Origin of the sequence: Arthrobacter sp. Rue61a (genome assembly GCF_000294695.2) — a bacterium.
Lineage (GTDB): Bacteria > Actinomycetota > Actinomycetes > Actinomycetales > Micrococcaceae > Arthrobacter > Arthrobacter aurescens_A.
In genome coordinates, this window is the sequence record NC_018531.1 from 1,945,238 (window position 1) to 1,958,180 (window position 12,943).

Annotated in this window: 13 protein-coding genes; 11 read left to right on the forward strand and 2 right to left on the reverse strand. The window is 63.2% G+C overall.

Annotated elements, in window-relative coordinates; all coding sequences use genetic code 11:
* The first annotated feature begins 5 nt into the window (after positions 1-5).
* Entirely contained in the window at positions 6-1,010 is a 1,005-nt protein-coding gene (locus ARUE_RS08905; RefSeq protein WP_014921471.1) for a sugar phosphate isomerase/epimerase family protein, read from the forward strand.
* Between the two features lie 3 nt (positions 1,011-1,013).
* Positions 1,014-1,802: an SDR family NAD(P)-dependent oxidoreductase gene (locus tag ARUE_RS08910; RefSeq protein ID WP_014921472.1), complete on the forward strand. Its 789-nt coding sequence runs from the start codon at positions 1,014-1,016 to the stop codon at positions 1,800-1,802.
* Between the two features lie 19 nt (positions 1,803-1,821).
* Here the strand turns inward: ARUE_RS08910 and ARUE_RS08915 are convergent, their stop codons facing one another.
* Positions 1,822-2,835 carry an apurinic/apyrimidinic endonuclease family protein gene (locus ARUE_RS08915; protein WP_014921473.1) on the reverse strand — a complete coding sequence of 338 codons (1,014 nt, stop codon included), beginning with the start codon at positions 2,833-2,835 and terminating at the stop codon, positions 1,822-1,824.
* A 66-nt stretch (positions 2,836-2,901) separates the two neighbouring features.
* Between ARUE_RS08915 and ARUE_RS08920 the strand changes: the two genes are divergently transcribed.
* Positions 2,902-3,333 carry a C-glycoside deglycosidase beta subunit domain-containing protein gene (locus ARUE_RS08920; RefSeq protein WP_014921474.1) on the forward strand — a complete coding sequence of 144 codons (432 nt, stop codon included), beginning with the start codon at positions 2,902-2,904 and terminating at the stop codon, positions 3,331-3,333.
* Between the two features lie 21 nt (positions 3,334-3,354).
* Here the strand turns inward: ARUE_RS08920 and ARUE_RS08925 are convergent, their stop codons facing one another.
* A complete protein-coding gene (locus ARUE_RS08925; RefSeq protein WP_014921475.1) occupies positions 3,355-4,620 on the reverse strand; it encodes an ROK family protein in 1,266 nt (421 codons plus the stop codon).
* 103 nt (positions 4,621-4,723) lie between these two features.
* Between ARUE_RS08925 and ARUE_RS08930 the strand changes: the two genes are divergently transcribed.
* The 8 genes from ARUE_RS08930 (at position 4,724) to ARUE_RS08965 (ending at position 12,910) form a co-directional block, all read left to right on the forward strand.
* Entirely contained in the window at positions 4,724-5,758 is a 1,035-nt protein-coding gene (locus ARUE_RS08930; protein WP_014921476.1) for a Gfo/Idh/MocA family protein, read from the forward strand.
* Positions 5,755-6,537: a hypothetical protein gene (locus tag ARUE_RS08935; RefSeq protein WP_014921477.1), complete on the forward strand. Its 783-nt coding sequence runs from the start codon at positions 5,755-5,757 to the stop codon at positions 6,535-6,537. Before ARUE_RS08930 ends, ARUE_RS08935 begins: the two co-directional genes overlap by 4 nt.
* A 92-nt stretch (positions 6,538-6,629) precedes the next feature.
* Entirely contained in the window at positions 6,630-7,646 is a 1,017-nt protein-coding gene (locus ARUE_RS08940) for a VOC family protein (RefSeq protein ID WP_043470053.1), read from the forward strand.
* Positions 7,647-7,809: 163 nt separating this feature from the next.
* Entirely contained in the window at positions 7,810-8,787 is a 978-nt protein-coding gene (locus ARUE_RS08945; protein ID WP_014921479.1) for a fumarylacetoacetate hydrolase family protein, read from the forward strand.
* A gap of 9 nt (positions 8,788-8,796) precedes the next feature.
* Positions 8,797-9,783: a cyclase family protein gene (locus ARUE_RS08950; protein WP_014921480.1), complete on the forward strand. Its 987-nt coding sequence runs from the start codon at positions 8,797-8,799 to the stop codon at positions 9,781-9,783.
* 27 nt (positions 9,784-9,810) lie between these two features.
* Complete coding sequence (locus tag ARUE_RS08955; protein ID WP_014921481.1) at positions 9,811-10,947, forward strand: FAD-dependent monooxygenase; 1,137 nt, start codon at positions 9,811-9,813, stop codon at positions 10,945-10,947.
* Positions 10,944-11,948, forward strand: coding sequence for an amidohydrolase family protein (locus ARUE_RS08960; protein WP_014921482.1), 1,005 nt, complete (start codon positions 10,944-10,946; stop codon positions 11,946-11,948). Before ARUE_RS08955 ends, ARUE_RS08960 begins: the two co-directional genes overlap by 4 nt.
* Positions 11,945-12,910: a fumarylacetoacetate hydrolase family protein gene (locus tag ARUE_RS08965; protein WP_014921483.1), complete on the forward strand. Its 966-nt coding sequence runs from the start codon at positions 11,945-11,947 to the stop codon at positions 12,908-12,910. Before ARUE_RS08960 ends, ARUE_RS08965 begins: the two co-directional genes overlap by 4 nt.
* Positions 12,911-12,943 lie beyond the last annotated feature (33 nt).

Here is a 12,943-nt window from a genome sequence, read left to right on the forward strand (position 1 = left end):
CTGACATGGCACGACCAATCACCCTCTTCACAGGGCAGTGGGCCGATCTGCCGTTCGAGGAGGTGGCCAGGCTCGCCGGCGAGTGGGGCTACGACGGGCTGGAAATTGCCTGTTGGGGAGACCACCTCGACCCGTGGCGCTGGGATGACGATGCCTACATCCAGGACAAGCTCAACATCCTGGAGCGCAACGGGCTCAAGGTCTGGACCATCTCCAACCACCTTAAGGGCCAGGCTGTCTGTGACGATCCCATCGACCAACGGCACCGGGACATCCTTCCGGACATCGTGTGGGGCGACGGCGATCCCGAAGGGGTGCGCCGCCGGGCCGCCGAGGAGATGAAGAATACCGCCCGATTGGCTGCGAAACTTGGCGTCAAGACGGTCACCGGCTTCACAGGCTCATCCATCTGGAAATACGTGGCGATGTTCCCGCCTGCCAGCGAGAAGATGATCGACGCCGGTTACCAGGACTTCGCGGACAGGTGGAACCCCATCCTGGACGTCTTCGACGAGGTTGGAGTGCGCTTCGCCCACGAAGTCCACCCCTCCGAAATTGCCTATGACTACTGGACCACTCAGCGCGCTCTGGAGGCGATCGGTAACCGCGAGGCCTTCGGACTGAACTGGGATCCCAGCCACATGGTCTGGCAGGACATCGACCCCGTCGGATTCCTGTGGGACTTCCGCGACCGCGTGTACCACGTGCACTGTAAGGACACGAAAAAACGTCTCAGCAACGGCCGCAACGGTCGACTGTCTTCCCATCTTGCATGGGCTGATCCTCGCCGTGGCTGGGACTTCATTTCCACGGGCCACGGTGACGTTCCGTGGGAGGACTCCTTCCGTATGCTCAACGCTATCGATTACGCAGGTCCTTTGTCCGTGGAATGGGAAGATGCGGGCATGAATCGCTTGGTTGGCGCACCGGAGGCGCTGGGTTTCGTGCGGAAGCTATCCTCGTACGAGCCCTCCGCTGCGGCGTTCGACGCCGCTTTCAGCACAAAGTAGGGGATGACCATGCGGTCGCGCAGACTCAGGCTCGAAGGTAAAACTGCCGTTATCACCGGCATCGCCAGCGGCCAGGGCCGCGCGGCCGCTCTCGCGTTTGCGGAGGAGGGGGCGGTCGTCGTGGGGTGTGACATGAACGACGACGGCGCTGCCGCCACCGTTGACATGGTGCGGCAAGCCGGTGGCAGGGCCGAAAGTACGAGCGTAGACCTTACCGACGACGAAGCTGTCGCCAGCTGGGCTGCCAATGTGGCCGGTGCCCACGAACGGGTCCATATCCTCTACGCGAACGCGGCCGCCACCCGTCTCGCCCCCGTGGAGCAGATCTCCTTTGCCGATTGGCGGTGGAACGTGGCGCACGAAATGGATGTCGTTTTTCTACCCGTGCGGCACTTTTGGGGACAGTTGGCCGCGGCCGGAGGAGCCGCCGTCGTGCTGGTGGGGTCCACCGCCGGAGTCACCGGCTCCGTCACCAATGGGCGCCTGGCACATACCGCCGCCAAGGGCGCCGTGGTGGCCATGACCAAGCAGCTTGCCGCCGAAGGAGCGCCGGTCGGTATTCGCGTCAACGCAGTGAGCCCTGGCATGATTCGCACGTCAGCTACGGAGGGCGATCTCTTGGCCCCGGGACATCCCATGAACGCTATCGCCGTGCACATCCCGCTGGGGCGCATTGGTGCACCTGAAGAGGTGGCCCGATGCGCCCTTTTTCTTGCTTCTGACGAAGCCTCCTACGTGACGGGCGCCAACCTGATGGTCGACGGCGGCTGGTCCGCCGTGCTGCCAGGTTGACGCCCCGTCATGCAGGTAACTACCGGCCGAGGCGGTCACCTGCGCCGGCAGTCAGTGCTTTCTCCGCCATCGCCAGATGCCGGCGGGTCATGTCGCTCGGATCGCCCTGAAGCCACTCGTGACCGCCCCACTCGCTGGTCAGCGTGCCGGTGAATCCGTGCTGGTCCAACAGCCTTCCCAGTTCCAGCAACGGCTGGGACACGCGGTTGTCGGCATCGTCAAGGTCCCAAAACTTCAAGTGAAACCCACCCACCAGCGGGAGAATGTCCGTAAGATCAGAGGCCTCGCTTCGTCCGAACCGGATGAGCAGGTTCATGAACAAGGTGTGCACTCTGGCCGGTATTGTCCCGGAGCGCAGTGCTGACATCACCGCATCGTTGATGGAAGGGTCCTTCCAGTCTCGCGCGAGCAGCCCGCACAAGACGGGGGATAGGCCCCCTTCGGACAGTTCTTCCAGGTAGGTGACAGGCAGCGCGGGCATCAGCATGCTGATGTCCACCAATACCCGGATTCGGCGATCATCCAATGCGGAAATGTGATCGAGGGCTGGCCTTACCTGAGGATTGAGGGGGCTCTGCTGCCCTTGGATTTCCTCAAACAGCACCAGATCAAGATCGTGCAGAATCGGCTGAAGCAATCCAAGCAATTTCGGTCCCGCCTGACCAATCGGGAGCCGGACGCCCGATGCCCCGACACGGCGTGCGGCGTCCAGCTGCGGAACCAGGAACTCAAGGCGCTGGCCAGTGGTGCGGCGGTCCGACGTCGTCGTGAAATCGTCCAGACTGCAACCAACAATACTGACCTGACCGCCCGCTGCCCGGAGCGCAGTCCGGAATTCGTCAACCTCGTGGTGTTGTGGCGCGGGAAATGTCCGCCACAACAGTCCGGGCTCCAGTTCGATGACGCTGGCCACCTTGTTCCCGGCGATGCCGGTCACAATGTCCTGGCTGCTCCGGTGGGCGGAGATGATCTCCGGAGCCCAATTGAAGGAACTGGCCGCGGTGGTCCACCCGGCAGGCAAAGTGGCTTCCATGATGATCCTTTCCAAATAAGTATCTTAATGACAAACTTATGTCACTTTCAGACAAAGGAGAAGGAAATGTTGGAGAACGCTTTACTTGACGGCGCCCTAACTGCAACCCTTGGTGGTTACGAGCTCCGGTTGGGCCTGCCGTGGATCCGCTCCATGCCGTTGTCCTGCATCTCCGGGATCACCGTGACAACGGACGGGTACTCGGCGCCCAGTGAAGATGTGAACGTTAGGCTTCACGATCGCACGGTTCCGGCGGGTTCACTTGTTAACGAGTCCGGTTGGTGGTTTATCCAGGACAGGCTGGTGCTGGCCTTCCCCGCCGGGCCGGTCTCTCGGCGAAAATCTGAGGGCAGGCATCACGTGTCAGTGGACTTTAACTTGTTGGTTCCGTACCTACGGGGCGGCGGGGATGGGCCGCTGGTTCTTCCCATCCACGTGGAGTCCTGGATTGGAGAAACCTGCGAAGGATCTGCTGGCGCGGCCCGGGACGTCGCGTAGCAATTGCAGGAGGAGCTCGTCTTAGTTCAGGGCCATGGTCCTGGCCGGCCGGGGTTTGCCCTGCGCGAACCACCGCGGGAAAGTGGTTTCAAAGAGCTGCTCGCGCGCCAGCTCGATGCCGCCACGCAACGGTTCCCGCTCATCGTTGACGGACAATTGGATCCGGAGGTCCCGCGTGGCAAGCGGCAGGGACAACTCGTACACCCTTTGCCTTACCTCCGCGAGGAATACTTCGCCGGCAGATGCCATGGCGCCGCCGATCACGATGACTCCGGGATTGAACATGTTGACGAGGGCGGCGATTGACTCACCGACGACACGCGCGGAACTCTGAAGCAACCGCACCGCCAGTCCGTCGCCGCTGTTGGCTGCCAGGGCGATGCTCTCCGGTGACAGGGCCCTACCTTGCTCAACTGAGGCGGCGAGTGGACCGGTAGCGCCTTCTTTGATGGCGAGCTCTGCGTCCCGGATCAGAGCCCAGCCTCCGGCGACGGCCTCAAGGCAGCCAACTTTGCCGCACCGGCAGACAGCATCCGAATCCGGAACGCGGACGTGGCCGATGTCCCCTGCAGCGCCGTTGGCACCCCGGTGAATCCGACCCTGCGAGAGCAGTCCCGCGCCGATTCCAGAGCCAATCTTGCAGTAAATGAGGTCGGCGTAGGCGTCCCGACGGCGGGCCCGTTCGCCCAAGGCGAGCAGGTTGACATCGTTATCCACCCACACGGGAGCGTCAAAGCGCTCCTCGAAGGGCAGCCGGATGTCGTAGCCGTTCCATCCCGGCATGATCGGCGGTGCAACGGGTCGGCCGCTTTCAAAGTCCACGGGACCCGGAACCCCTACAACCACGGACCAAACCGGCAAGGTTGCGGCCTCGCCGAGGAGTTCGTCCAGAAGATCCATGGCAGCCTGCAATGTTTCAGCCGGCCCCCGGGAGATGTCCCACTCCCGGTGCCGCTGGTCAATGATGTCGCCATCCAGTTCTGCATAGCCCACCCTGATGTGAAGGGCGCCAAGGGCGCAGACAATGATGCGCCCCTGCTCCGAACGGAAGCGGAGCGTCCGCGGTGCCCGGCCGCCGGACGAAGTCCCAAACTCGCCGTCCCCCAGGAAGCCCATCTGGATGGCCTGATCCACCCGCTGCGTCACGACACCCCGGCCCAGGCCTGTCACGCGGCCAATTTCGGGTCGGGTGGTTGCTTCGCCGGTGCGCACGAGGTTGACGATGCGGAGCAGGCTGGTGACTTCGTCGGTCTGTGCGCCGAAGCGAAGCGTCGAATCTGTGGTCATAGCTCCAGATTCTCCCACAAAGCAGACACTAAGGTGCGGATTTCCAGTGTCTATAGCCAAAATCGCAAATACTTAGGAATAATTCTGACAAAAGGAGTGGGACATGACATGGAACATAGGTTTTCTCGGGGCTGGTCCGGGGGTAGCTGCCCTGCACATCCCCACGATCGCGCGCCTGGGCGGCCTGTTCCGACCAGTGCACTTCGCCGACGTCGGCAGTGGAAGGGCGCTAGCGCTTGCGGAGTCCCAGGACGCAAAGTGGTCGGTGGGGGAGCGGGATCTGTTCGCCGACCCCGAAGTCAATGTGGTGGCAGTATGCAGCCCGCCAGCGGAGCATGCACGGCAGATCCTTGCAGCTGTGGCTGCAGGGAAGCGGGCCATCTTTTGTGAGAAACCGTTGGCCACCAGCGCAGAGGAGGTGTTTGAGGTGGTGGCCGCGTGCCGCTCGGCCGGCGCCGTCATGATGGTGGGCACCAATCACGCGCATGATCCCGGCTGGAAGCGGGCCCAGCGCCTACTGGACGGGCACTCGGTCGAAGCCATCACGGTGACTCTCGCGCTTCCGCCGAATGACCGCTATCACCTGGTGGTCTCGGAAGCCGGCCCTTTTCAGATGCCCGCGCGTGGTCGACCCGACATCGGAAACCCCACTGTTGCCGCAAGCGTCGTCAAGCAACTGATCACGGGCCTGGCCGTCCACGACCTTCCCGCAGTCCGGCGCTTCGCGCCGCGCATTGACAGCGTCGAGTATGCCCGCTTCATCCCGCCGATCGGGTACGCCGTGGGATACAGGGCCGGCAGCGTGACCGTTCAACTGGCCCTCACCATGCTCCCCGCAGGTCCGGATGCCCTCTGGCGAGTCACGTTCTCTACGTCCCACCTTCAGGTGGACCTGGACTACACGCCGCCCTTCGTTCACGCGGGAAGCGGGGCGGTGGCGGTAATGCATGCGGACGGGTCCCGGACGGAGTATCCGACAACCCCCGATGATGGCTACGAGGAGGAGTGGCGGTATTTCGCGAGCCTCCTCAAGGGAGCCGCCCCCGTCGACTACGACGACATCCTGGAGGATGCCTTGTATCCACTCCATGTGGCCGAGCAGATCCACGCCGCTATGACTGCGGGGGTGCTCCGTTGAAGACGGCTTTGCCTGTAGCGGCAACGTCCTGGAGCTACGAGGCGGCAATAGTTGAACTGTCCGAAAGTGTGCGCCCCAGCGCTTCCTGGCAGAGTGCCATCGTAGCTGTTGACGGACGGGGCGCTTGGTGGAGGTGCGTGCAGGATGCGCAGCATGCAGGGGCGTTGGCTGTCGTGGTCGCTGATCCACGGGATGTTCCGTCGGCGGCGGTGGCCGCCGTCACACGTGCGAGCGTGCCAATTTTGGTGGAGCGGCACCGATTGCGCCCGGATGTACTGGGCGACGCGCTCGTACTGAGGGCGGGGACCGTAGCCACGTTGGTGACGGTGGAATGTGCGGCACCTTCCTCGAGCCTCGAAAGTGTGCTGCGAGATGCCGTGCGGTGGGCGGCCACCCTGGCTGGTGGCCCACTCCGTTGTGTTGCCGGCAGCTCCGGGATGTTCCTACTTGAGGCGCAGGCTCCCGGAGGGCCGGTCTCAGTGACACTAAGGACCCGGCTGCCCGCAGATACGGCGCAGCGCCCGCAGTTCAAGGTGATGGCTTTGGGCGAGGTTCGTACGGAGGTGGAGTGGGGCAGGACTGGAGACGAGGTCACGGTGACAACAACCACCGCGGACGGAGGATTGCTGGCGCCGGTTCGCTATGAATCGTCGGCTCGGCTGACTCTTCGCAGGGCGGTTGAAGCGTCCCGTTCGAGAGTGGGCCCCAATGACATCGAGATGCTGCTCGAGGATCGGGAGCTTGCAGTGCAACTCCTCGGGCGGCATAACCAAGGCTGATCTGCGGCATAGGCAATATCGTCTTCCCTGATGTGCATGCGACGCCGAGACTTGATGTGGGCAGCTTCACAAAACCATTGAAAGGATCGAAGATGATCAAGCTTCTCTCCCACCTCTCCTACGTAGCCATCACCACTCCAGACGTGGAGGCCTCCGTGGACTTTTACGTCAACCAGGTAGGGCTCAAGGTTGTTGACCGTGTAGACGGCGCGGTCTACCTCCGTTGCTGGGGCGACTATTACAGTTACAGCGTGGTGGTAGCCCCCGGTACGGAACCGGCGCTGGAGACCATGGCATGGCGCACGTCGAGCGCCGAGGCTCTCGACGAGGCGGCTCGACGCATCGAGGCCGCCGGAGTCACCGGGGAGTGGATTGATGTCCACGGCATCGGACGCGCCTACCGCTTTGTTGGACCCTGGGGCCACAGCATGACGCTGCACTGGGATGTCACCCGCTACCACGGCGAGGGCAAGGACTTGTCGACCTACCCGGATCGCCCTTCCCGCCGAAGCATGGTGGCCGGGGCGCCTCGCCAGCTGGACCACGTGACCATCGCGACGTCCGACGTGGACGGTTTTGCCAAGTGGTACAACGACGTCCTTGGATTCCGGATCATGGCCCGCACGGTCCTGGACGAAGCACCCATCTCCGTGTTCTCCGTGCTGACAACCAACGAGAAGTCCCATGACCTCGGCGTCGTTCTGGACGGCTCCACCAGGGCCGGCCGCATCAACCACTATGCCTTCTGGGTGGACACCCGCGAGGAACTCCTGATCGCTGCGGACACGCTGATCGAGAATGGCGTCCCGATCGAGTACGGTCCCTCCATCCACGGCATCGGGGAGCAGAACTTCCTCTACTACCGCGAGCCCTCCAGCCTGCGCATCGAGCTCAACACGGGCGGATACCGGAATTATGTCCCGGACTGGGAGCCGAACACCTGGACCCCGTCGCTTGGCTCGAACAACATGTACCGCAACGGTGCCATGCCGATGTCCATGACTGAATCCTTCCCACCGGCAGACGGTCCCAGCGCCACGGAAGAAGGCGTGCCGGACGAGATCAAGGAAGCACTCTTCAACCCCTACGCGCGCCAGGGGCAAGGCTAGGAACCGTCCCGCACCGGAAACTGCTGCTCCCGGTGCGGGGTCTTCACTCTACGTGCGCATTCACGTCGGTGATAAACGATATAACCAGAAATTGATTTACTTATGTCGAATTCCGACATTAAATGAAGTGGGCCGAAGGCGGCCTACGAGGGGAGTTACGTTCATGACGACGTCGTCAGGCCAGTTGGAAGCACCGTTCGCACTCGCACGTTACCGGGAAGAGGACGCAGTGCTGCTGGGTCTTATCGCCGGAGACCGGATCCGGCCGCTCGGTGAGAGAGAACTCGGGGCTGCAAGCCTCAATGATTTCCTGAGCGCACCCGACTGGGACCGTTTGGAAGAGCTCACGGGAAACGAGGATGCGTGGGTTCCGCTGGACAGCGTGGTTTTGACGGCGCCCGTCGAGCCGCGGCAGGTGTTGCAGACCGGTGCCAATTACAGAACCCATGTGATCGACCTCGTCGTAGCGGGCCTGGACAAGGCTGACCCCCGCACTCCCGAGGAAGCGCGCGAATGGGCAGGCAAGATGATGGACGATCGCCAGGCCAACGGTGAGCCCTACTTCTTCATCGGGCTTCCTGCCTGCGTTGTCGGCGACGACGTTCCGTTGGTTCTCCCCGGCTACAGCGAGAAACACGACTGGGAGTTGGAACTTGCTGTGGTTATTGGCAAAGAAGTCTTCAAGGTAAGCCGCGAGGAAGCGATGCAGCACGTTGCTGGCTACACAGTGGTCAATGACATCACCACCCGTGACCTGGTCTTCCGCCGGGACATGAAGGAGATTGGCACCGATTGGTACCGCGGTAAGAACGCTCCTGGGTTCCTCCCCACCGGCCCGTTCCTGGTCCCGGCGCAGTTCGTGGATCCCGCCAAGCTCAAGGTGCGGCTGGAGCTCAATGGTGACGTCATGCAGGACGCCTCCACGGATGATCTGCTCTTCGACATCCCCGCCTTGGTTTCAGCCGCTTCGCAGAACATGCCGCTCCTGCCCGGCGATCTCCTCCTGACGGGAAGCCCGGCGGGCAACGGCGCCCATTGGGGAAGGCTCCTCCGGGGCGGCGACGTCATGACGGGCAGCATCCAAGGCCTCGGCACCCAGGTAGTGCGCTGTGTGGCCGAACCTGTCGATGAGTCAGCGTAAGGGTCGGCAATGAACCTGGACAATCCGGCATCGCTGGACCGCAACGACCCTGAAGGTGAAATCTCCCGCCGTGGCAAGGCCTACCGGAACTGGGGCCGATGGGGTGAGGACGATGTCCTGGGCACCCTGAACTTCATCGACGCAGCCAAGCGGAAGCAGGCAGCTGCCCTGGTACGGGAAGGCGAAGTCATCTCGCTTTCGCAACCGTTCGACATGAACGGGCCGCAGAAGGGATGGCGTCGCCGGACAAACCCCGTCCACACGATGCTTGACACGGGAACGGATGCCGAGCGGGGTACGCAAGGCTTCCCTCACGGACTTGGCGGGGCTGACGACGTGATCTCCATGCCTCTCCAGTGCTCCACCCAATGGGACGGGCTGGGCCACATCTTCGATCACGGTGCAGCCTGGAATGGGCGCAGGGCTGGCGACGTCGTCACCAGCGACGGCGACCTCGTAACCGGCATCGAGCACGCCGCGGCGGCTCCGGTGTCGCGAGGTGTCCTCCTGGACGTCGGCCGCCACCTCCACCCGGAAACGGGTGAGCTCACTGACGGGTATGCGATCACCACCGCGGACCTGGAGTCCTGCATCGAAGCCCAGCGCAGTGCTGTGGGTCAGGGCGACATCGTCCTGGTGCGGACCGGGCAACTATCGCGAGCAAAGCGGGACGGGTGGGGCGACTACGCGGGAGGCCCGGCGCCGGGACTGTCACTTACGACGGCGGGCTGGTTGTACAGCAGCGAAATCGCAGCCATCGCCACCGACACCTGGGGCTTCGAAGTGCGACCCAACGAGTTTGACGTCCCGGCCTTCCAGCCCCTCCATCAGGTGGTCATCCCCAACATGGGCCTCACCGTGGGCGAACTGTGGGATCTGGACCAGCTTGCGGAAAAGTGCGGGGAACGCGGCCGCTACGACTTCCTGCTGGTCGCGGCTCCCTTGCCCATTACCGGGGCGGTTGGTTCGCCCATCAATCCCATCGCGATCCTCTAACAACCCGACAACTACCAAGGGGTAATCATGACAGCAGTCCAGAAGGTCGCGATCGCCGGCAGCGGTGTTGCTGCCATGGCGACCGCGATCCAGCTCGCGAAGGCGGGGGTCGCCGTCGACGTTTTTGAAGTTAAGCCGGAGCTGAGCGCCCTCGGCTCGGGCATCACGTTGCAGGGCAACGCCCTGCGGGTCTTCGATGCCCTGGGCGTGTGGGACGACGTGCGTGAGAAGGGCATGGCCTTCGAAGGCCTGACACTTCGTGCACCCGGCCCCGACGCGCCGGTCATCGCTCAGCTTCCTGAGGTCAAAACAGGTGGCCCCGATTATCCCGCCTGCATGGGCATGTATCGACCCGACCTCGCCAAGATCCTGCTGGAGCACGCCGAAAAGGCGGGAGCCAAGGTTAGCTTCGGAGCCAAAGTCACCGGCATCGACGTCAAGGACGACAACACCGTGGAGGTGTTCGTCAATGACGCCACCGCGGGAGCCTACGACCTCCTGATCGGTGCCGACGGCGTCAACTCGACAGTGCGGAGCCTCATGGGCATCGACACCGCACCCGAGAGCACCGGGATGGGCATTTGGCGGGCCTTCGTTTCCCGGCCCAACGATGTGGAACACAGCGAGCTTTACTATGGTGGTCCGGTCTACATCGCGGGCTATACGCCCACGGGCGAAGACACCATGTATGCGTTCCTCGTGGAAAAGGCCCAGGACCGCTTTGGTGTGTCCGACGAGGAAGCGACGAACATCATGCTCGGCGAATCCATGGCCTACGGCGGGGCATGGAATTCCATTCGCGACGACCTGGGCGCCGGAGCGAAGGTCAACTACACCTGGTTCACCCAGCACCTGGTACCAGGACGGTGGAACCGCGGCCCGGTGGTGATCATCGGCGACGCCGCCCACAGCTGCCCTCCGACGATTGCCCAAGGCGCTGCTCAGGCCCTCGAAGACGCCGTGGTCCTGACTGAGCTGCTGATTGAATCCGATGCCCTCAACGAGGAGCTCTGGGACAGCTTCCACGAACGGCGGGTTCCGCGCGTACAGGCTGTGGTTGATGCCTCCGTCCAGTTGGGTCAGTGGCAGATTGAAGGGAAGAAGGACGCGGATGCGCCTGGCCTGCTCTTCGGTATAGCGCAGAAGATGGCGGTCCCCGCATGAGCATCGATGTGCACGCGCACGTCCTGCTGCCGTCCCTCCAGGCGGAAGTTGAGCGCCGTGCGCCCGAGGCTTTCAAAGTTGCAGGTGAACTGGAGGCCCGGCGCAACGGCCCTCAAAGCCTCGCAGCTTCCGGGCGCATGATTGGTGAACGGTTTCCGCGGCTGACAGATGTGAACGCCCGCCTCGCTGCGATGGACGCTCAGGGCGTGGATCACCAGTGGGTCAGCGCGTCGCCAAACCACTTCTATCCTTGGGCCGAAGAGGGCCTGGCCGTCTGGACGGCCAGCGAGGCCAACCGCCTGGTGGCTGAGCACGTCGCCCAAGCGCCGGAACGACTCACAGGCCTCGGGCTGGTGCCCCTTCAGCATCCCAGCCGAATCGTGGAGTGTGTTGACGACGCCATCCTGGGCCGCGGCCTTGCCGGCATAGAAATTTCCTCTTTCGCGGGTGATGTTGAGTTGTCCGACGAACGCCTGGAACCCTTCTGGTCGCGTGTGGAGGAGTTGGGGGTGGTGGTCTTCCTCCACCCGTTCGGCTGCAGCCTTGACGAGCGGCTGGACAGGTACTACTTGTCCAACACCGTTGGGCAACCGGCCGAGAATGCCGTCGCCCTCTCGCACCTGATCTTCTCGGGAGTCCTGGACCGGCACCCCGGACTCAAAATCCTTGCCGCCCACGGCGGCGGATACCTTCCGATGGCCATCGGCCGCTCCGACCACGCGTGGCGGGTCCGCCCGGAAGCCCACGGCTGCAGCGAAGAGCCATCCAGCTACCTTCGCCGCATCTGGTTCGACACTGTGGTCCACGATCCTTCGGCTCTGCGCCGACTCGTGGACGTCGCCGGACCCTCGCAGGTACTCATGGGCAGCGACTTCCCATTCGACATGGGGCCCGAAGACCCCATTGCCGAAGTCCGCACTGCAGGACTGCCGGCAGAGGTAACCGAGAGGATTCTTTCCGGCAACGCCCAGGCACTTCTGGCAGAGCGGGTACGAGCATGAGAATCGCACGGTGGCAAGACAGTACGGAAATCGGCGAGGGCTTCATCATTGATGACACGGCAGTGCCGTTTCCGAACGGCCTCCGCGTCGCGGACGTGTTGGCGCGCGGGTTGGACGGCGCCCGCGCACTTTTCGACCGGGCGAATCACGACGACGGACGGCCCCTTTCCACTGTCCGGCTGCTTGCACCTTTGGTCCCGGCGGCGATCAGGGATTTCGTGGCCTTCGAAGAGCACGTCGAGGGAGTCAGTGCATCTGTGGACGGCAAGAGCGAAGTGGTACCCGAGTGGTACGAGGCGCCCACGTTCTACTTCACTAACCCACACACGGTGTTGGGGCCGGACGAGCCGGTGGTGCCCCCCGTGACGCAGCGCCTCGACTTTGAACTGGAAATCGCTGCGGTGATTGGAGGCGCTGGCGGTACCAACCTCGCAGGTGCTGAGGCTGCCGACGCGATCTTCGGCTACACCATTATGAATGATTGGTCCGCGCGGGACATCCAATCCAGGGAAATGAAGGTCCGCCTTGGTCCCGCCAAGGGGAAGGACTTTGGTACCAGCCTGGGGCCATGGATCGTCACCGCCGACGAACTTGAAACATACGAGGATGAGGATGGGTTCCTGGCACTGAGGGCCGAGGTGCTCATCAACGGTGCGCGCGTCGGGGAGGACCTCGTCTCCAACATGGGGTGGACGTTTCCGGAGCTCGTCACCTACGCCTCGAGGAATTCCCGCGTGGTGTTCGGGGACGTCCTGGGATCCGGCACCGTTGGCAATGGTGGATGCCTGGGCGAATTGTGGGGTCGAAAGGGAGAACTCAGCCCCGCACCGCTGACTGACGGCGACGAAGTACGGATGGTCGTCGAAGGCATCGGTGAGCTGACAGCCACCGTGGGTGCCGCCGTCGAGGGGCCTTCAATTCCGCGGGCCCGCAGCCGCAGCCGCGCTCGGATTCGTGTCTAATTCAAGCGATCTTATGTTGTTTTTCGACTAAAG

Coding starts and splice junctions, on each gene's coding strand:
- ARUE_RS08905 (WP_014921471.1), top strand. CDS start 6: ATGGCACGACCAATCACCCTCTTCACAGGGCAGTGGGCCGATCTGCCG.
- ARUE_RS08910 (WP_014921472.1), top strand. CDS start 1,014: ATGACCATGCGGTCGCGCAGACTCAGGCTCGAAGGTAAAACTGCCGTT.
- ARUE_RS08915 (WP_014921473.1), bottom strand. CDS start 2,835: ATGGAAGCCACTTTGCCTGCCGGGTGGACCACCGCGGCCAGTTCCTTC.
- ARUE_RS08920 (WP_014921474.1), top strand. CDS start 2,902: ATGTTGGAGAACGCTTTACTTGACGGCGCCCTAACTGCAACCCTTGGT.
- ARUE_RS08925 (WP_014921475.1), bottom strand. CDS start 4,620: ATGACCACAGATTCGACGCTTCGCTTCGGCGCACAGACCGACGAAGTC.
- ARUE_RS08930 (WP_014921476.1), top strand. CDS start 4,724: ATGACATGGAACATAGGTTTTCTCGGGGCTGGTCCGGGGGTAGCTGCC.
- ARUE_RS08940 (WP_043470053.1), top strand. CDS start 6,630: ATGATCAAGCTTCTCTCCCACCTCTCCTACGTAGCCATCACCACTCCA.
- ARUE_RS08945 (WP_014921479.1), top strand. CDS start 7,810: ATGACGACGTCGTCAGGCCAGTTGGAAGCACCGTTCGCACTCGCACGT.
- ARUE_RS08950 (WP_014921480.1), top strand. CDS start 8,797: ATGAACCTGGACAATCCGGCATCGCTGGACCGCAACGACCCTGAAGGT.
- ARUE_RS08955 (WP_014921481.1), top strand. CDS start 9,811: ATGACAGCAGTCCAGAAGGTCGCGATCGCCGGCAGCGGTGTTGCTGCC.
- ARUE_RS08960 (WP_014921482.1), top strand. CDS start 10,944: ATGAGCATCGATGTGCACGCGCACGTCCTGCTGCCGTCCCTCCAGGCG.
- ARUE_RS08965 (WP_014921483.1), top strand. CDS start 11,945: ATGAGAATCGCACGGTGGCAAGACAGTACGGAAATCGGCGAGGGCTTC.